Consider the following 18,238-nt stretch of genomic DNA (forward strand, 5'->3'; position numbering starts at 1 on the left):
TTGCCAGGAGCCATTTCATGACCTACGAAACCGCAGACGCCGTGCTGCCCGCCGCCCTGGAGCAGGCGCGCCAGGCGTCGGTGGACCAAGGACTCTCTTACGCCGGCGGCGTGAAGCCCCCGGCCGCCTGGGACCTGGTGCGCGAAGGCCAGGCCCTGCTGGTCGACGTGCGCTCCGCCGAAGAGCGCAAGTTCGTCGGCCACGTGCCCGGCAGCCTGCACGTGGCGTGGGCCACGGGCACGGCGCTCACCCGCAACCCCCGCTTCGCGCGGGAGCTGGAGGCCAAGCTCGCCAAGGACGGCGGCAAGGACGCCGTGGTGCTGCTGCTGTGCCGCAGCGGCAAGCGCTCGGTGCTCGCGGCCGAGGCGGCAGCGGCCGTCGGCTTCCGCCATGTGTTCAATGTGCTCGAAGGCTTCGAGGGCGAGATCGACGAGCGCCAGCAGCGCGGCGGCAGCGATGGCTGGCGCTTTCACGGCCTGCCCTGGGTGCAGGACTGAGACGCGCAGCGCACAAGGCACCCATGGCAAATTTCCACATCGAGCAGATCGCCGCTTCGCTGAGCGAGGTGCGCCGCGAATGGCGCGAGGCGCAAAAGAGATCGCAGGAGCCGGGGGGCCGCGAGTTCCCCTCGCGCGACGCGCTGGCCCAGGTGGTCGAGCAGCTCAAGGGCGCGCTCTTTCCTATGCGCCTGGGGCCCTACGACCTGCGCCAGGAGAGCGAAGACTTCTACGTGGCGCACACGCTCGACACCGCGCTGCACACGCTGTTCGCGCAGATCAGCCTGGAGCTGACGTACAGCGCCCGCCACGAAGAGCGCGACGCCGACGGTGTGCAGGACCAGGCCCAGCAGGTGGCGCAGGCGTTTGCACAGTCGCTGCCGCAGATCCGGCGGCTGCTCGACAGCGACGTGCTGGCCGCCTACCAGGGCGACCCCGCCGCGCGCAGCGTGGACGAGGTGCTGCTGTGCTATCCCGGCGTGCTGGCCATGATCCACCACCGCCTGGCCCACTGCCTGTACCGGCTGGGCCTGCCGCTGCTCGCGCGCATCGTGTCCGAGCTGGCGCACAGCCAGACCGGCATCGACATCCACCCCGGCGCGCAGATCGGCGCTGGCTTCTTCATCGACCACGGCACGGGTGTCGTCATCGGCGAGACCGCCGTCATCGGCCAGCGCGTGCGCCTGTACCAGGCGGTCACGCTGGGCGCCAAGCGCTTTCCCACCGACGCGCATGGCGTGCTGCAAAAAGGCCTGCCGCGCCACCCGGTGGTCGAGGACGACGTCGTCATCTATGCGGGCGCCACCATCCTCGGGCGCGTCACGCTGGGCAAGGGCGCGGTCATCGGCGGCAATGTCTGGCTCACACACGACGTGGCGCCCGGCGGCAACGTGACGCAGGCCAGCACCCAGGAGTCGGGCCGCGCCCCCCGGCCTGCGCCCGCCGCCGAGGCACTGCCATGACCACGACGCTCATTAAGGGATTCGGCATTGCGGTACGCCAGTCGCGCGAGGCCCAGGGCTGGTCGCAGGAGCGCTTGGCAGAGCACTCGGACCTGAACCGTTCCTACGTCGGCGAGGTCGAGCGCGGCCGCGTGATCGCGTCCCTGGTCACTGTCGAGAAGCTTGCGGTGGCCTTGGGCGTGACGCCTTCCACGCTGGTCACGCGCGGTGAAGTGGTGCACACCGCCAACCTAGTGCGCGGCCTTCAGTTGGCGGCTATAGCCTGTTGAAACCCCGCGGCAGAGCTTTGACACTCGGTGCCGACGTTCATCCCTTCCTTTCAGTCTTTAACCACACGGAGTTCTCTACATGTCGGCAACAGTGGGCGGTACCACCGCACTCGGCGATCACGCAGCAAGGCAACTTGCCAACGCAACCAAAACCGTTCCCCAGCTGGAGACCATCAGCCCGCGCTGGCTGACCCACCTGCTGCAGTGGGTGCCGGTGGAAGCGGGCATCTACCGCCTCAACAAGGTCAAGAACCCCGAGGCGATCAAGGTCGCATGCACCGCCAAGGAGTCCGAGAACCAACTGCCGCGCACCTTCGTGGACTACGAAGAAAACCCGCGCGAGTACTTCCTCAACGCCGTGAGCACCGTGCTCGACGTGCACACCCGCGTGTCGGACCTGTACAGCAGCCCGCACGACCAGATCAAGGAGCAATTGCGCCTCACGATCGAGACGATCAAGGAAAATCAGGAAAGCGAACTCATCAACAACCCCGACTACGGCCTGCTGGCCCAGGTGACGGAAGAGCAGCGCATCTTCCCGCTCACCGGCGCCCCCACGCCCGACGACCTGGACGAGCTGCTGACCAAGGTCTGGAAGGAGCCCGCGTTCTTCCTGGCCCACCCGCTGGCCATTGCGGCGTTTGGCCGCGAAGCGACGCGCCGCGGCACGCCACCACCCACCGTGAGCCTGTTCGGCTCGCAGTTCATCACCTGGCGCGGCATCCCGCTGATCCCGTCCGACAAGGTGCCCGTGGCCGACGGCAAGAGCAAGATCCTGCTGCTGCGCGTGGGCGACAAGCGCCAGGGCGTGGTCGGCCTGTTCCAGCCCGGCCTGCCGGGCGAGCAAGGCCCGGGCCTGTCGGTGCGCTTCATGGGCATCAACAACCATGCCATCGCGTCCTACCTGATCTCGCTGTACTGCTCGCTGGCCGTGCTGACCACCGACGCACTGGCGGTGCTCGATGACGTCGAGATCAACAAGTACCACGACTACCCCGATACCTACAAGTAATCCGCGGTGAGCAATCTTCCATCCACGCCGCAAGGCGCAATCCCCCACGCGCTGGAGGCGCCGATCAGCCCGGCGCTGCTGGCGCAGATGGCCACGGCGCTCTTCTCGGCCCGGCCGGGCGATGCACCGGCTGTGCCCGCCGGCCCCGCCGCCGCGCTGCCGTCCACACCACCGGGCACCGCACCCGGGTTTGCGCAGGCGCTGTCGCCCGTGCCGGCCGGCGTCCAGGCACCCGTCAACATCGCGCCGCCGGGCTCGCCGCTGGTCAGCCCCGCGGGGTTCGGCCCCAGCGTGCCGGGCACGCCGATTCCGCCCGGCGTCTTTCCGGGCAGCAACATCGTCCCGGCATCGCCCACGCCCCTGGCGTCGCTCGCGCACCGTGCCCCGGCCCTGCTGCCGCACGCCACGGCGGGCAACGGCCTGCCGGACTCGGTGGTCAGCGCACTGCCCGCGTACGAGCCGCGCCTGGGCGGGGCCGTGCTGGGCGTGCCCGAGGCCTCGGGTGCCAATGCTGCTTCGGTGGCGCGCCACGCTCCGGCAGGCGGCGCTGCAGAGCCCGCATCGCCGTTCTACTTCCTCGCAGACCGCCATGGGCAGCCTTCGCCCGGTGGGCACCCGGCACCGTCCACCGGTGCGCCGGCTGGCGTGCAGACCGGCGTACCTTATGGTGCCTCTCCCAACGCACTGGGCGACACCCGCATCAGCGACGAGCTGGCCCGCCAGCCCTTCGCGTCGCTGCAGGGGGTGGACCTGCGCAGCGCGTCGTCCGCATCGCCCGGCGCGCTGGGCCAGTCCCGTGCGGGTGCTGCGCCCGCGCAGTTCTACTTCACCGATGCCGTGGTGCTGCCCAGCGGCTACGTGACCCCGGCCAAGCCCGCGCCCCACGCCACCGTGCCGCTCGCAGGGCAGGGCCACCACCCGCCGTTCGACGTGCATGCCATCCGCCGCGACTTCCCGGTGCTGGCTGAGCGCGTGAACGGGCGGCAGCTGGTGTGGTTCGACAACGCGGCCACCACGCACAAGCCCCGGGCGGTGATCGACCGCATCAGCTACTTCTACGAGCACGAGAACTCCAACATCCACCGCGCCGCGCACGAGCTGGCGGCGCGGGCCACCGATGCGTACGAAGGCGCACGCCAGCGCGTGAAGACCTTCATCAACGCGCCGGATGTGAACGAGGTGATCTTCGTGCGCGGCACCACCGAGGCGATCAACCTCGTGGCCAAGAGCTGGGGCGCGCAGCATGTGGGCGAGGGCGACGAAATCATCGTCAGCAACCTGGAGCACCACGCCAACATCGTGCCCTGGCAGCAACTGGCGGCCGCCAAGGGCGCGAAGCTGCGGGTGATTCCGGTGGACGACTCGGGCCAGGTGCTGCTGGATGAATACCAAAAGCTCTTGAATGACCGCACCAAGATCGTCGCGGTCACTCAGGTATCCAACGCGCTGGGCACCGTGGTTCCGGTCAAGGAGATCGTGGCGCTGGCGCACCGCGCGGGGGCCAAGGCCCTGGTCGATGGCGCGCAGTCGGTCTCGCACATGCGGGTGGACGTGCAGGACCTCGATGCCGACTTCTTCGTCTTCTCAGGCCACAAGGTGTTCGGGCCCACGGGCATCGGCGTGGTCTGGGGCAAGCGCTCGGTGCTGGAAGACATGCCCCCGTGGCAGGGCGGCGGCAACATGATCGCCGACGTGACCTTCGAGAAGACGGTGTTTCAGCCCATCCCGAACAAGTTCGAGGCCGGCACCGGCAACATCGCCGACGCGGTGGGCCTGGGCGCTGCCATCGACTATTTGAACCGTGTGGGCATCGAGAACATCGCGCGCTACGAGCATGAACTGCTGGTGTACGGCATGCAGCAGCTCGCCACCATTCGCGGCGTGCGGCTCATCGGCACGGCGGCGGACAAGGCCAGCGTGATGTCCTTCGTGCTGGCGGACTACTCCACCGAAGAGGTCGGCAAGGCCTTGAACGAAGAGGGCATCGCGGTGCGCACCGGCCACCACTGCGCGCAGCCCATCCTGCGCCGCTTCGGTGTGGAGACCACGGTGCGGCCGTCGCTGGCGTTCTACAACACCTTCGACGAGATCGACCGCCTCACGGCGGTGGTCCGCCGGCTGGCCGCGCAGCGGATCTGAGGCGACATCAGCCATGCAGAGCGGGCGCGTCCGCCGATGGTGGGCGCGCCCGCAGTCGTTGCGCGATGTGCTCGGGCCGGCAGGCGATGTTGCCTGGCGAGCACCGCGCAAGCCGGCCCAGGGGACTTTCACCTGTCCTGCAGGGTCATGGCGCACGCTGCCTTGATCAAGCGGTCCCGGGGATTTTCGGCCATTCCCGCAAAGGCCAGATCGCGCCCGTCGCGCTCCACGTACTCGTGCATCCGCATTTGGCCACGCCACAGGGGCTTGTCGAACAGTGTGACCGAGCGGTGCCATGCCGTCATCTGCGTGCAGTCGAACATGGCCGTGGAGTAATACGACTGAAAGGGCAGGCCGTCGAAAGCGTTGCGGGCTTTGGCACGGTTGACCCGCAGCTTGACCAGGCGCATGGATTCAAACGCCACCGCGCTCGCAGCATCGACCTCAACGGTGTCTGCCAACGCGTTGCCCGGATCGCCGACCACGGTGAGCCAAGTGGGAGCTTGTGCCGCGGCAGTCGCCACGGCGAAGACTAGCGCAGCGGCGAGCACAACGTTTTTCATGGGCAGCAGCTTATTGGCAAAACGCTATTCAAGCACCAAACGGCCGCTCCGTGCAGCTTTCTCAGAATACGCCCATCTCAAGCCCTGCCGCCAGGGCCCGGCCCATCGCGGCGCAGCGCTCCAGATCGTCCGGGCCGATCTGCTTGGGGGCGAGGATGGCCTCTGGCGCCTGTGCGTGGGTGCGGACGATCAGCGGCTCTGCCACGGCCCTCAGGCGCCAGCCGGTGGCAATGCGCTCGATCTGCCGCACGGCGTTGCTGCCGTCGCTGCCCGCGCAGACCAGGCAGGCATAGGCGCGGCCATTGAGATGGTCGAGCGCTGCATAGTAAGTGCGGTCAAAGAAGTCTTTGAGCTGCCCGCTCATGGCGGCCAGGTTCTCTGGCGTTGCGAAGATGAAGCCGTCGGCTGCCAGCACGTCGGCGGGCCCGGCTGCGCTGGCGTGCACCAGGTGCACCTGTACGCCCGGCTCCTGCGACGCGCCTTCGCAGGCGGCCTGCGCCATCTGAAGCGTGCCGCCCGTCATGGAGTGGTAGACGATCAGCAGCGTCTTGGTGGTTTGCATGCAGCGAGCATAGCGCTGGCGCCTGCGCTGCACTATGCCCGGCTCACGGCAGGTGCCAGCGGACATCCCGCGCTGCTTGGCAAGCGCTGTTTGCCTACATCCGCTCGGGGCGTCACTTCAGACAATGGATGTCACAAGGAGGCACTCATGCACAACGGACCCTGCGAAGAGAATGTGTTCGGCGCAGCTGACGGCAGCTCGTACTCGGCGGTGCTCGCCCATGCCGGCGACGGCCGCGTCAGCATCCAGAGCCTGCTCATCGATGGCCACAACGTTCCGGTGCGCCAAGCCACCTTCGGATCGCGGGAACAGGCGGTGGCCGCCGTCGAGGACTATGCGCGAGGCGACCGCAAACCTTGAGGGGCGCGCCGAGTCCGTCCAATAGCGCGCCATACCCGAGCGGAGCGGGTTGCATCAGGCACCATCGCCCGCGTTGCCCGTGATGGGCAGTACCGTGCCGGTGATGTAGCTCGAGCACGAGGGCGCCGCGAGGAACACATAAGCCGGTGATATCTCTTCCGGCTGCGCCGGCCGGCCCAGGTGCGTATTGGCACCGAATCTCGCGATGTCGCCGGCGCTCTTGTCTGCGGGATTCAGGGGCGTCCATACGGGGCCGGGGGCTACCGCGTTGACGCGGATGCCCTTGTCGGCCAGGTTGTGCGCCAACGCCTTGGTGAAGGCATGGATCGCACCCTTGGTCGCTGAGTAATCCAGCAGTTCCTTGCTGCCTCGCAGACCGGTGACCGAGCCGGTGTTGATGATCGCGTCGCCGCGCTGCAGGTGCGGCAGTGCCGCCTTAGCCATGTGGAAATAGCCGTAGATGTTGGTGCGGAAAGTCTCGTCAAAGCGCTCTTCGGTCAGATCTTCCAGCGATGCCGCATGCTCCTGAAAGGCTGCGTTGTTGACCAACACGTTGAGCTTGCCGAACGCATCGACCACCTGTGCCACCGCCTGCTGGCAATAGCCCGCATCCCGAACGTCTCCCGGCAGCAGGATGCAGCGCCCGCCTTCGGCTTCGACCAGCTCGCGCGTGTGTTCGGCGTCCTCGTGCTCCGACAAATAGGCGATGGCTACATTGGCACCCTCCCGCGCAAACAGCACCGCCACGGCGCGGCCGATGCCCGAATCGCCCCCTGTGATGAGGGTGGAAAACCCCTGGAGCTTGCCGCTGCCCGCATAGTGCGGCGCTTCGAAGCGGGGCTGCAACTGCATCTGCGCTTCGAAGCCGGGCTTGGCGAGGTGCTGCCGCGGCAGTGGCGGCGCGGGCTCTGCGCGGCCCGGCCCTGGGGCGGCTTTCTTCTTGGCAGGTGGGGAGGATGTGGCGGCCTGGCTGCCGCTTGGGGCCGTCTTGCGATCCTTGGCATCCTGCTCTGCCTGGATCTTCTGCTGCTTGCGGGTGGTGGCTGCTGCTGCGCTGGCGGTTGCCGGGGTGGCGGTTCGGGCACGGTTCCTGGCTTGGCTGGCGCCAGTCCTGGATGGAAGTCGGGAAGGTGCTGCAGCCGCCTTCGTCGCCGCCGGCGTGGCCGGGGTGGATGACGCGGGCGCGGTGGCGGCAGGGGCTTTGGAGGCGCGTCGAGTGCTCATGGGTGAATCGAATCCGTGGTTGGAGTGCGTATGGACGTGCGCCTGTGGTGCGTGCGTATCAGCCCAGCGGCTTCCACACCGGTGGCTCGGGGTCTGGAAAGCGCAGCGGGACCGAGCGGGGGCGGGCCATGGCCTCCCACTGGCGCATGCGCTTGCGGGCGCGGGGCTTGGTCTGGTCGGTGCCGGTGCGGTGGGTCTTCGACATGGCGATCTCCTTGGAGGGTGATGCCTTCCATTACTCCACCGCCGGCTGCTGGCCCGTGTCAGACAGCGTCTGCTTTGCGCATCGGCGCCGCGTGGTGGCACGGTGCTTTCAGCGGGGCGCGGCCTTGTCGCGTGCTGCGGCGCGCTCCTTGGCGTCGCCGAGCATTTCCTTCATCCAATTCACCAGCATGCCGGTGTAGGCCTCGCTCCATTCGGGCTTGGCCAGCGCGTGGTCGGCACCGGCAATCACCCGGTAGGTCATGGAGCGTGTGCGCAGGAATGCGGCCCGGTAGTTCTCCAGCACCGGGTGGGGCACGATGTGGTCCATCTCGGACTCGACCAACAGCACATCGCCCTCGAACACCGCACCGGCTGCCAGCGCGCGGTTGGCGTCGGTGGGCAGCTTCATGGCGCGGTAGCGTGCCAGTTCCTGGCGGTCCAGGTGCTGCTTGGGGACCAGCCAGTCCTCATCCTTGTAGAGGGCGGGCGCGCGCAGCGCCATCCAGCGCACCGGCCGCAGCGCGCTGAGCACGGCGGCCAGGTAGCCGCCGTAGCTGCTGCCCACCACGGCCACAGACTGGCTGTCCACGGCCGGATGCCCTGTGAGCAGGTCGTACGCGGCCAGCATGTCGTTGAGGTTGTCTTCCCGCGTCACGGTCTCGCGGTGCGCCTTGTCGCGGGCATGGCCGCGCAGGTCGATGGTGAGGCAGATGCAGCCCAGCGCCGCAATGGTGTGGGCGCGCGACAGGTACTGCTCCTGGCTGCCGTCCCAGCCGTGCACCAGCAACACGCCGGGCACCACGGTGTCCGGCGCCACCAGCGTGCCGGCGATGGTGCGGTCGCCCGAAGGGATCTGAATGTCTCTATGCCGTGTCGCCATCGGGTTGCACCTTGGTGTACTTGGTCAGCGGCCCGACCTCGGGGTCTTCGCCCTGGAAGTAGACGATGGCGGATGCGGGCGGTGGTTCCAGAGGGCCGAACTCTTCGATGCAGCTGGCCCGCACCGTGTGCAGGCCGGGGTCGGCATGGAAGGCCTCCAGCGCGGCGATCTCCGCCCCGGTGGCGCCGCCGATGCGCCAGGACTGCTCCAGCACGCCCGAGCTCCATTCGCCGCCGGCATGGATGCCCTGCGCCACGTCGTAGTTGACGCGCGAGGCATAGAAGCCCGGAAAGCACTGCCGCACCGAGGCGTCGTAGAGCAGCGCCTGGTCCACTGCCTTGCGCACCGGGCCGGGGGGCAGCGTGGCCAGCAGGGCATGAAAGTCGCCGCGCACCACGGTCAGGTCCGACCCGCCGTACGCCACGGCGCCGCGGTTGTCGCGTGTCAGGCGCTGGCGGCCGTGGTACGAGGCCAGGATGCCCGCCACGCGCACCTGGCCGACACTCAGCGTGTCCACGTTCGAGAGGTTGTGCTCCAGCACCACGCCATGCTCGGAAAAGGCGTTGTCGCTCAGCGCCGCCAGGCTCATGGTCAGTTCGCCGATGGCATGCACCACCGACTGCCCGCGCCCGCCGGTCTCCGCCACGGGCTTGATGCGCACGGGCCCCAGGGCCAGCAGCCGTTCGCCGGCCTCGGCCGCGTCGTGGCGCGTGAAAGCGGTGTAACCCGCCAGCACGGCCTTCTCGACCGCTTCGGGCAGAACATGGCTCCAGCCCGGGGGCGCGGCGGCACCGGGCGCGATCAAGGGGTGGGTGATGGCCTTGGTCGCCACGAAGGCGTGGGGCACCACACCACCGAACAGATCGTCTTCGCCGCGCAGGTGCAGGCTCAGGGCGGCGGCCTCCACCAGGGTTTCGCTCGGCACCAGGTAGGTGCGCTGGGTCCACAGCGATGGGGGGAGTTCGTGGCTGAACGCACAGCCCTTCAGGTGGGCCACGCGGCGTGCGATATGTTCACGGGTCTGGCGCTCGTGTTCGCTGGCATGGCCCCGCAGTCCCAGCGTGAACGGCATGACGACTTCTTCATGCTGCACCGCCGTGTGCTGCAGCGCAGAGCGCAGGGGGCCGCCAGGGGCGGTCGTGTCGGTCATGCAAGGTCCTTTCCTTTCGGAGGGCCGGCCAGCGGGCCGACGGCGCCAGTACCAAAGCACAGGCGTTCTGAAAGCATCGTATTTTTGGACCACTCCGTCCGGTGTAGGACGGATAAGCAAGCGCGGGACAGCGGCGCCACCCCGATGCAAGCCGTGCAACACGCCGGTCGCTGATGCACGCAGGGCTCTCAACCCGGGCCTGCAGCGTGCTTTGCCGCCCCAGGATGTCAATTGCTATTAAATGTATAGCTAAAAACTGACGCCCATAAAGAGGTAGGGGCAATTTTAATGCCCCACCCCTCAGTAGGTCTCCAGGTGCAGACGTCCTTCGCGCTTGAGCGCCGCGCCCACCTGGCCCCAGTCCAGCCCGCTGGCGGTGGCGATGTCGCGCAGGGCCATCACCACACCTTCTTCCATGCTCTTGAGGCCGCACACATAGAAGTGGCTGCTGCCATCGCGCAGCAGCGCGGCCAGGTCGGCAGCGCGATCGCGCATCAGGTCCTGCACATAGCGCCGGGGTTGCCCTGCGGTGCGCGAGAACGCGAGGTTGATGTCGATGAAATCCTTGGGCAGGCTTTGCAGTGGGCCGAAGTAGGGCAGCTCCTGCTGGGTGCGCGCCCCGAAGAACAGCAGCAGCTTGCCGCCCTCGAACTTGCCGCTGCTGCGCAGCCGGCGGCGCCATTCGGTCATCGCCCGCATCGGTGCGCTGCCGGTGCCGGTGCAGATCATCACGATGTGCGAGCGCGGGTGGTTGGGCATCAGGAACGAGCTGCCGAAAGGCCCCACCACCTGCACCTTGTCGCCCACCTGCAAGTCGCACACGTAGTTGGAGGCCACGCCGCGCACGGGGTGGCCGTCGTGGTCCGTGGTCACGCGCTTGACCGTGAGCGCCAGGTTGTTGTAGCCGGGACGCTCGCCGTTGCGCGGGCTGGCAATCGAGTACTGGCGCGCGTGGTGCGCCTTGCCCAGCGCGTCGGTGCCCGGCGGGATGATGCCGATGGACTGCCCCTCCAGCACGGGGAACGGCATGCTGCCGAAGTCGAGCACCACGTGGTGCGTCTCGCTCTCGAAACCCGCTTCGGTGCAGTTGAAGTTGCCCACGACTGTCGCGGTGGTGGGGCTTCGGGGCGGGAACAGGTTGGTGTAGGGGTGCGCGGCCGACCAGGGCGGCACAGTGGCGCCGTACTGGGCGGACTGAAACGGCTGTGCCCCGGGCTCTGCCGCGGCGGCGAGCGGCGCAGCCTGCAGCCCGGTGGCCTGTGCCGCCGCGGCCGGTGCGCCCTCGGCCGCCAGCTCCTCGGGCGACAGTTCTGCGGGCAGTTCTTCCCACGTCAGCTGTTCCTCGATGCTGTAGGCGCGCGCCAGCGGCATGGTGCGCCAGTTGTCGATGGAGCCCGTGGGGCAGGGCGAGATGCAGGCCATGCAGCCGTTGCACACATCGGCCCGCACGACGTAGTTGTTGTCGTCGTGCGTGATGGCGCCCACCGGGCAGGTGGCCTCGCAGGTGTTGCAGCGGATGCAGATCTCGGGGTCGATCAGGTGCTGCTTCAGCATGCCGTTGTCGATCAGCGTGGTGGTATCCATATTTTTCTTCCAGCGAAGCCGCAGAATTCTTGGGCGATGCCTTGGATTGCGCGCGGCCCCGGGCCAGTGCCACCGCGAAACCGGCTCCGCCGGGCCGCCGGTGGCGTCCCCCTCGGGGGGGAAGCCGCGCAGCGGCTCAGGGGGGCTCAATTAAAGCGGACGTATTCGAAATCGACCGGCTGGCGGTTGATGCCCATCACCGGTGGCGCGATCCAGCCCGCGAACTTGCCGGGCTCCACCACCCGGCCCATCAGCGACGCGACGAACGCAAAGTCCTCGGGCGTGGGCAGCCATTCGGCCTTGCGGGCCGCCCATTCCACGTCGTTCACCACGCGGCCGTCGGGTGACATCTTGATGCCGGCAAGGGCGCCGATCTGGCGGTTGAAGGCCTTGTGTGGCACCGACAGGCGGGTGGGGATGCCGGCTTTTTCCAGCACCTTGTTCCAGCGGCCCACGCCGGCCATCGAGTCCTTGATGAAGTCGTCGCGCAGCACCTCGTTCAGGGCGTTGAGCATGGGCACGTCCTTTTCCAGCAACTGGCCGTCCTTGACCTCCAGCACCTTGTAGGTCTGGCCCTTGAGGATGTGGTCGTCACCTCTCTTGCCTTCCTCGTAGCGGCCCTTGAGGCCCGAGCTGTAGAAGATGGCCGCGTTGCTCGACTGGTCGGCGCCAAACAGGTCGATGGTCACGCTGTAGTGGAAGTTCAGGTAGCGCTGCACCGTGCCCAGGTCGATGGCGCCGGCGGCGCGCACCTTGGCCGGGTCGTCGGTTTTCAGCTCGTTCATCACCTGCGCGGTGCGCGCCAGAACGCGGGAGACGCCGGACTCGCCCACGAACATGTGGTGGGCTTCCTCGGTCAGCATGAACTTGGTGGTGCGGGCCAGCGGGTCGAACGCGCTTTCGGCCAGGGCCGAGAGCTGGAACTTGCCGTCACGGTCGGTGAAGTAGGTGAACATGAAGAACGCCAGCCAGTCGGGCGTTTTTTCATTGAAGGCGCCCAGGATGCGCGGGTTGTCCTGGTCGCCCGAGGTGCGTTGCAGCAGCGCCTCGGCCTCCTCGCGGCCGTCGCGGCCGAAGTGCTTGTGCAGCAGGTAGACCATGGCCCACAGGTGGCGGCCTTCTTCCACATTGATCTGGAACAGGTTGCGCAGGTCGTACATGCTGGGCGCGGTGAGGCCCAGGTGGCGCTGCTGCTCCACCGACGCGGGCTCGGTGTCGCCCTGCGTCACGATGATGCGGCGCAGGTTGGCGCGGTGCTCGCCGGGCACGTCCTGCCAGGCCTTCTCGCCCTTGTGGTCGCCGAAGTGGATCTCACGGTTGGCGTCACCCGGGTTCAGGAAGATGCCCCAGCGGTAGTCGCGCATCTTCACGTGGCCGAACTGTGCCCAGCCCTGCGGGTCCACGCTCACGGCGGTGCGCAGGTAGACCTCGTGGTCGGTCGATCCCTCGGGGCCCACATCGTCCCACCAGTTGATGAAGTTGGGCTGCCAGCCTTCGAGCGCGCGCTGCAGCGTGCGGTCTTCGCCGAGGTTGACGTTGTTGGGGATCTTCTCGCTGTAGTTGATCGTGCTCATGGCCAGTCCTTCAAGTGGAGGTTCATATCCGTTCGGCCTGAGCTTGTCGAAGGCTTGCGAAGGGCTTCGACAAGCTCAGCCTGAACGGGTGGGGAGGTCAATCGGTTGGGTGGGGGTAGGGTCAGACGCGGTTCAGGTCAAAGCCGGCTTTTTCTCCGGTGCCGTAGACCTTGAGCGCACCCTTGTCGCCCACGGCATTCGGGCGGTTGAAGATCCAGTTCTGCCAGGCAGTCAGGCGGCCGAAGATGCGCGTGTTCATGTTCTCCTTGCTGGCAAAGCGCAGGTTGGCCTCCAGCCCGGTGAGCGAGTCGGGCGACATGGCGGCGCGCTCTTCGATGGCGATGCGGATTTCGTCGTCCCAGTCGATGTCGTCCGGGGCGGCCGTCACCAGGCCCAGGGCCAGCGCGGCGTCCGCATCCAGCGGCGTGCCGGCCGCAGCGCGCGCGGCTTCCAGCGGGGCGGCTTCTTCGTAGAAGCGGCGCTGCAGGCGGCTTTGGTCGTTCACCATCGGCAGCAGTCCGAAGTTGAACTCGTTGAGCGTGAGCCTGGGTGCGCGCTCGGCGTCGTCGGGCAGGGCCAGCATGTAGGTGCGGTCGGCGGCCAGCGCCAGTTCGGCCAGCGATCCGGCAAACGCCGAGCCCGACTCCACCAGCGCGAACAGGCTGCGCGACGATACGTCCAGCCGTGCGAACGTGCGGCGCAGTGCGCCGATGGTCTCGCGCACCAGCCAGTGGTCCTGGTGGGTGATCAGCGTGGCGTCGCTCGCCAGGACGGCCTGGGCGTCGCCCTCGGTCTTGAGCAGCCAGGTGCCGATGTCGAGTTCGTTGGTGCGCAGGTTCAGGATGGCGTCGTCCAGCTGGCGCGCCAGCGCCAGCGGCCACCAGGCGGCGCCCGCGGCCTCGATGCCGGCGATGTCCGTGGGTTGCGCGCCGGTGGGCGCCTTCAGCGTGAGCGTGGCCGTGCGGCGGGTGCGGTCGATGTCGACGCTGACATGGGCGTAGCGCAGGCTGTCGGCGCTTTCTTCGCGCTCCACGCGGGTCAGGGCTACGCCGTTTGCGTTGGCTGGGCGGTGGCTGCCTTGGGCCAGGCGCGCCGCCGCGTCATCGACGGCGGCCGCGAACTGCGCCGGCTTGGCGATGCGGTCCACCAGGCGCCAGTCCACCGCGCGCTGGCCGCGCACGCCTTCCACGCTGGTGCAGAAGATGTCGGCCAGGTCGTGGCGCACGTGGCGCTTGTCGGTCACGCGGGTCAGGCCGCCCGTGCCGGGCAGCACGCCCAGGAGCGGTACTTCAGGCAACGACACGGCCGACGAGCGGTCGTCCACCAGCACGATTTCGTCGCAGGCCAGGGCCAGCTCGTAGCCGCCGCCCGCGCAGGCGCCGTTCACGGCGGCGACGAACTTCAGGCCCGAGTGCTTGGACGAGTCCTCGATGCCGTTGCGCGTCTCGTTGGTGAACTTGCAGAAGTTCACCTTCCAGGCGTGGCTTGAGACACCCAGCATGAAGATGTTGGCGCCCGAGCAGAAGATGCGGTCCTTGGCGCTGGTGACGATGACGGTGCGCACCTGCGGGTGCTCGAAGCGCACGCGGTTGAGCGCGTCGTGCAGCTCGATGTCCACGCCCAGGTCGTAACTGTTGAGCTTGAGCTTGTAGCCGGGGCGGATGCCGCCGTCTTCGGCGATGTCGAGCGACAGGCGGGCGACCGCGCCATCCACCACCAGCTTCCAGTGGCGGTACTGCGTGGGGTCCGTGCGGTAGTCAACGCGGGTGGGTGCGGTGGTCTGGGCGGTCATGGGGGGAGTCTCCGTCGAAAACTGCTAACAGGAATAATAATGCATAAATCCAGCAATCGATGTGCATCATGATGCATGTTTGCGGGCGAGTCAATGCATGTTTCTGCTGATCGCCAATTTTTCTGCGCGATGGGGCCGGGCGGGCGGCGGTCAGGTGGTCGGTAGCGCGTGTGGTGCGTTCGGGAGGCCGGGCGGGGAGGCCGGGCTTTCAGTCGGGCCGGTTGGCCATCAGCCTGCGCACGCCCGTGCGCAGCTGCCGCAGGCTTTCTTCCAGGTTCTGCCCGGAGGTATCTATGGTCAGGTCCGCCTTGGAATAGAAGGCTGCCCGGCCTTCCAGGATGCGGCGCAGGTCGTCCATGGCCTCCTTGCTGGCGGCCATGGGTCGCATGTCGCCCTGGGCCAGCACGCGGCCCATGTGCTCTTCGGGCGCGGCGCGCAGCCAGACGGTGGTGCAGTGGGCCAGCAGTTCGTTGAAGGTCGCGGGGTCCGAGACGATGCCGCCGGGCGTGGCGATCACCACCTCGCTGTGGATCTGCACGATCTCTTCGAGGGCGCGGCGTTCGTAGCGGCGGTACGCCGTGGTGCCGTACAGGTCGTGGATCTCGCGCACGCTGCAGCCCGCCAGGGTCTCGATCTCGCGGCTCAGCTCGATGAACGGCACGTCCAGGTCACGCGCCAGCAGGGGCCCCAGGGTGGACTTGCCCGCACCGCGCAGCCCCACCAGCGCGATGCGCCGGTGGCGCGCCGTGTCGCTGGCGCCGCTGTTCAGCATCTCGTGCAGCGCCAGCCGCGCACGGCGCAGCTCGGGCTCGCTGCGGTGCTCCAGCAGCTCGCGGATCAGCAGCCATTCGGGTGATCGGGTGGTGAAGTCGCCCACCAGCTCGGCCAGCGAGCAGTGCAGCGCGCCGGCCACCTGCTGGAGCACCAGGATGGATGCATTGCCGGTGCCGTACTCCAGGTTGGCCAGGTGCCTCTCCGACACATCCGCCGCCACTGCCACCGCCTTGCGCGTGAGCCCGCGCTGAGCCCGCAGGTTGCGCACCCGCTCGCCCAATGCGGCCAGCAGGGGGTTGCGGGCTTCCTCGGCGGGCCCTGGCGCGCCCTCGCCCATGGAGGGGGGCAGGGTGGCTGTGTCTTCTTGTTCGTTCATGTCCATCCTCAATTCACATCCGGCTGCGGCGCGGCAGTTGGTGGAAGCAGCTCTTATGCACTATAGTGCTTGACACTGCGCAAAGCATTAACTATCGTTTGGTTGCAAGCAAGATACTGCACATTGTGGAATCCCACAAGAACATACATCAAGCGGTGTGCACGCCGTCCCATTGTCCCAGCCACCCACGAGGCGCCATGTCCGATAAAGCAGCATTCCATGAAGCCCTGGCAGACCTGACCGGGCAGATCGCGGGCCGAAGTCTGGACTGCGACCTGCAAACCTGGCTCAACCAGACGCACGGTCCCGACAGCGACGCCTACCGGCAGCTCAAGGCGGGTTGCCTGGCGGGCGTGGCGCAGGGCTGGCTCTGCGAGCGCGAGGGCGGCGGCATCCGCTACGGCCGTGTCTTCAAGGCAGACGACGCGCTGCACCGCTTCTCGGTGGATGTGGTGGACATGCAGGACATTGCTGGCCCGCACCACACCCATCCGCTCGGAGAGATCGACCTGATCATTCCGCTGGAGGGAGACGCCACTTTCGACGGCCATCCGGCCGGCTGGTGCGTATACCCGCCGGGCAGCGCCCACCGCCCCACAGTGGCCCAGGGCCGCTCGCTGGTGCTCTACCTGCTGCCCGAGGGGCAGATTCAGTTCACGCGCTGACGGCATAGCCGGCCGCATCTTCCCCATCCGCTGCATCGCTGGCGCCAAAGCCAGCACAGCCGAGCACCGAACAAGAAAGACCCACATGACCGAACTGCTCCCCAACTACGCTGCCGGACGCTGGCAAACAGGCCACGGCACGGGCGCCGTGCTCAAGGACCCGGTGCTGGGCCAAGACCTGGTGCGCGTGGACTCCACGGGGCTCGATGTGCCCGAGGCCTTCCGGTTCGCCCGTGAGCAGGGCGGGGCCGCGCTGCGTGCGTTGACCTACCGCGAGCGTGCGGGCCTGCTCAGTGGGGTGGTCAAGGTGCTCCAGGCCCATCGCGACAGCTACTACGAAATCGCCACGGCCAACTCCGGCACGGTGAAGAACGACTCCGCCGTGGACATCGACGGCGGCATCTTCACGCTGGGCCAGTACGCCAAGTGGGGCGATGCGCTGGGCGATGTGCGTGCGCTGCGCGATGGCGATGCCGCCCGGCTCGGCAAGGAGCCGGTGTTCCTGTCGCAGCATCTGCAGGTGCCCACGCACGGCGTGGCGCTGTTCATCAATGCCTTCAACTTCCCGGGCTGGGGGCTATGGGAGAAGGCAGCGCCTGCGCTGCTCTCCGGCGTTCCGGTGATCGTCAAGCCCGCCACGTCCACCGCCTGGCTCACGCAGCGCATGGTGCGCGACGTGGTCGAGGCCGGCGTGCTGCCGGCGGGCGCGCTGTCGGTCATCGCAGGCAGCTCGGCCGGGCTCATGGACCAGCTCGGGCCGTTCGACGTGGTCTCGTTCACCGGCTCGGCGGACACGGCGGGCATCATCCGCGCCCACGCTGCGGTGGCGCAGCGATCGGCGCGCGCCAACATCGAGGCCGACAGCCTCAACAGCGCCCTGCTGCTGCCCGATGCGGCGCCCGGCAGCGACGCCTTCAACCTGCTGGTGCGCGAGGTGGTGCGCGAGATGACGGTCAAGTCCGGCCAGAAATGCACGGCCATCCGCCGCATCCTGGTGCCGCAGGACGTGTATGGCGCGGCGGCCGAGGCCATTGGCGCCAAGCTGGCCGGCGTGACCGTGGGCAACCCGCGCAACGATGGTGTGCGCATGGGCTCGCTCGTGAGCACCGCCCAACTGCACGCCGTGCGCGAAGGGCTCGCGCAGCTGTCTGCCCACGTCGACATCCTGCACGACGGCCGGCAGGTGCCGCTGGTGGACGCAGACCCTGCGGTGGCCGCGTGCATCGGCCCGGTACTGCTGGGTGCGCGCGATGCCGATGCGGCATCGGTGGTGCACGACGTCGAGGTGTTCGGCCCCGTGGCCACGCTGGTGCCTTACCGCGATATGGGCCATGCCCTGGCGCTCGCACAGCGCGGCCAGGGTTCGCTGGTGACATCGCTCTACGGCGCCGATGAGGCCGCGCTGGGGCATGCCGCCGTGCACCTCGCAGCCAGCCATGGCCGCGTGCACGTGGTGACGCCAGACGTCGCCCAGGCCCACACCGGCCACGGCAACGTGATGCCCATGTCGCTGCACGGCGGCCCGGGGCGCGCGGGTGGCGGCGCGGAGCTGGGGGGGCTGCGGGCGCTGGACTTCTACCACCAGCGCAGCGCCGTGCAGGCCAGCCCCGGTGTGCTGGCCGCGCTCGGCCTCTGACCGCCCAGGCACCGG

Annotated in this window: 18 protein-coding genes; 8 read left to right on the top strand and 10 right to left on the bottom strand. The window is 68.2% G+C overall.

Annotated features, from left to right (window positions below):
* Positions 1–17: 17 nt before the first annotated feature.
* From KW835_RS08820 to KW835_RS08840, 5 genes are all read left to right on the top strand, one after another.
* Positions 18–497: a rhodanese-like domain-containing protein gene (locus tag KW835_RS08820; RefSeq protein WP_218381985.1), complete on the top strand. Its 480-nt coding sequence runs from the start codon at positions 18–20 to the stop codon at positions 495–497.
* Positions 498–520: 23 nt separating this feature from the next.
* Complete coding sequence (gene epsC, locus KW835_RS08825) at positions 521–1,459, top strand: serine O-acetyltransferase EpsC (protein WP_218381986.1); 939 nt, start codon at positions 521–523, stop codon at positions 1,457–1,459.
* Positions 1,456–1,728, top strand: a complete 273-nt coding sequence (locus KW835_RS08830; protein WP_056167206.1) for a helix-turn-helix domain-containing protein — start codon at positions 1,456–1,458, stop codon at positions 1,726–1,728. Before epsC ends, KW835_RS08830 begins: the two co-directional genes overlap by 4 nt.
* A gap of 79 nt (positions 1,729–1,807) precedes the next feature.
* Entirely contained in the window at positions 1,808–2,740 is a 933-nt protein-coding gene (locus tag KW835_RS08835; RefSeq protein WP_056167209.1) for a family 2A encapsulin nanocompartment shell protein, read from the top strand.
* Between the two features lie 6 nt (positions 2,741–2,746).
* Positions 2,747–4,879: a family 2A encapsulin nanocompartment cargo protein cysteine desulfurase gene (locus KW835_RS08840; protein WP_339385526.1), complete on the top strand. Its 2,133-nt coding sequence runs from the start codon at positions 2,747–2,749 to the stop codon at positions 4,877–4,879.
* A gap of 128 nt (positions 4,880–5,007) precedes the next feature.
* On the opposite strand, the gene KW835_RS08845 is transcribed toward KW835_RS08840, so the two are convergent.
* Entirely contained in the window at positions 5,008–5,442 is a 435-nt protein-coding gene (locus KW835_RS08845) for a surface-adhesin E family protein (RefSeq protein ID WP_218381987.1), read from the bottom strand.
* 61 nt (positions 5,443–5,503) lie between these two features.
* On the bottom strand, positions 5,504–6,004 hold the full coding sequence (locus KW835_RS08850) for a flavodoxin family protein (protein WP_218381988.1): 501 nt from the start codon (positions 6,002–6,004) through the stop codon (positions 5,504–5,506).
* Between the two features lie 147 nt (positions 6,005–6,151).
* Between KW835_RS08850 and KW835_RS08855 the strand changes: the two genes are divergently transcribed.
* Positions 6,152–6,364 carry a hypothetical protein gene (locus tag KW835_RS08855; RefSeq protein WP_218381989.1) on the top strand — a complete coding sequence of 71 codons (213 nt, stop codon included), beginning with the start codon at positions 6,152–6,154 and terminating at the stop codon, positions 6,362–6,364.
* 54 nt (positions 6,365–6,418) lie between these two features.
* Here KW835_RS08855 and KW835_RS08860 read toward each other — a convergent pair whose 3' ends face one another.
* The 8 genes from KW835_RS08860 to KW835_RS08895 form a co-directional block, all read right to left on the bottom strand.
* A complete protein-coding gene (locus KW835_RS08860; protein WP_218381990.1) occupies positions 6,419–7,588 on the bottom strand; it encodes an SDR family oxidoreductase in 1,170 nt (389 codons plus the stop codon).
* A gap of 58 nt (positions 7,589–7,646) precedes the next feature.
* Positions 7,647–7,793 carry a hypothetical protein gene (locus KW835_RS08865; protein ID WP_218381991.1) on the bottom strand — a complete coding sequence of 49 codons (147 nt, stop codon included), beginning with the start codon at positions 7,791–7,793 and terminating at the stop codon, positions 7,647–7,649.
* Between the two features lie 108 nt (positions 7,794–7,901).
* On the bottom strand, positions 7,902–8,672 hold the full coding sequence (locus tag KW835_RS08870) for a S9 family peptidase (protein WP_218381992.1): 771 nt from the start codon (positions 8,670–8,672) through the stop codon (positions 7,902–7,904).
* Positions 8,656–9,822: a DUF3182 family protein gene (locus KW835_RS08875; protein WP_218381993.1), complete on the bottom strand. Its 1,167-nt coding sequence runs from the start codon at positions 9,820–9,822 to the stop codon at positions 8,656–8,658. Before KW835_RS08875 ends, KW835_RS08870 begins: the two co-directional genes overlap by 17 nt.
* A gap of 300 nt (positions 9,823–10,122) precedes the next feature.
* On the bottom strand, positions 10,123–11,406 hold the full coding sequence (gene boxA / locus KW835_RS08880) for a benzoyl-CoA 2,3-epoxidase subunit BoxA (RefSeq protein WP_218381994.1): 1,284 nt from the start codon (positions 11,404–11,406) through the stop codon (positions 10,123–10,125).
* 146 nt (positions 11,407–11,552) lie between these two features.
* Positions 11,553–12,980 (bottom strand): benzoyl-CoA 2,3-epoxidase subunit BoxB, encoded by a 1,428-nt coding sequence (gene boxB / locus KW835_RS08885; RefSeq protein ID WP_056417424.1) that lies wholly within the window; start codon positions 12,978–12,980, stop codon positions 11,553–11,555.
* A 121-nt stretch (positions 12,981–13,101) separates the two neighbouring features.
* Complete coding sequence (boxC, locus tag KW835_RS08890) at positions 13,102–14,772, bottom strand: 2,3-epoxybenzoyl-CoA dihydrolase (protein WP_218381995.1); 1,671 nt, start codon at positions 14,770–14,772, stop codon at positions 13,102–13,104.
* Positions 14,773–14,980: 208 nt separating this feature from the next.
* The gene (locus KW835_RS08895) at positions 14,981–15,922 is read right to left on the bottom strand and encodes a helix-turn-helix transcriptional regulator (RefSeq protein WP_218381996.1); all 942 of its coding nucleotides are present in this window, start codon (positions 15,920–15,922) and stop codon (positions 14,981–14,983) included.
* A gap of 197 nt (positions 15,923–16,119) precedes the next feature.
* Between KW835_RS08895 and KW835_RS08900 the strand changes: the two genes are divergently transcribed.
* Together KW835_RS08900 and KW835_RS08905 are read left to right on the top strand one after the other, a co-directional pair.
* Positions 16,120–16,587 carry a DUF4863 family protein gene (locus tag KW835_RS08900; RefSeq protein ID WP_218381997.1) on the top strand — a complete coding sequence of 156 codons (468 nt, stop codon included), beginning with the start codon at positions 16,120–16,122 and terminating at the stop codon, positions 16,585–16,587.
* Between the two features lie 85 nt (positions 16,588–16,672).
* The gene (locus KW835_RS08905) at positions 16,673–18,223 is read left to right on the top strand and encodes a 3,4-dehydroadipyl-CoA semialdehyde dehydrogenase (RefSeq protein ID WP_218381998.1); all 1,551 of its coding nucleotides are present in this window, start codon (positions 16,673–16,675) and stop codon (positions 18,221–18,223) included.
* Positions 18,224–18,238: the final 15 nt, after the last annotated feature.

Origin of the sequence: Acidovorax sp. sic0104, assembly GCF_019219095.1 — a bacterium.
Lineage (GTDB): Bacteria > Pseudomonadota > Gammaproteobacteria > Burkholderiales > Burkholderiaceae_C > Acidovorax.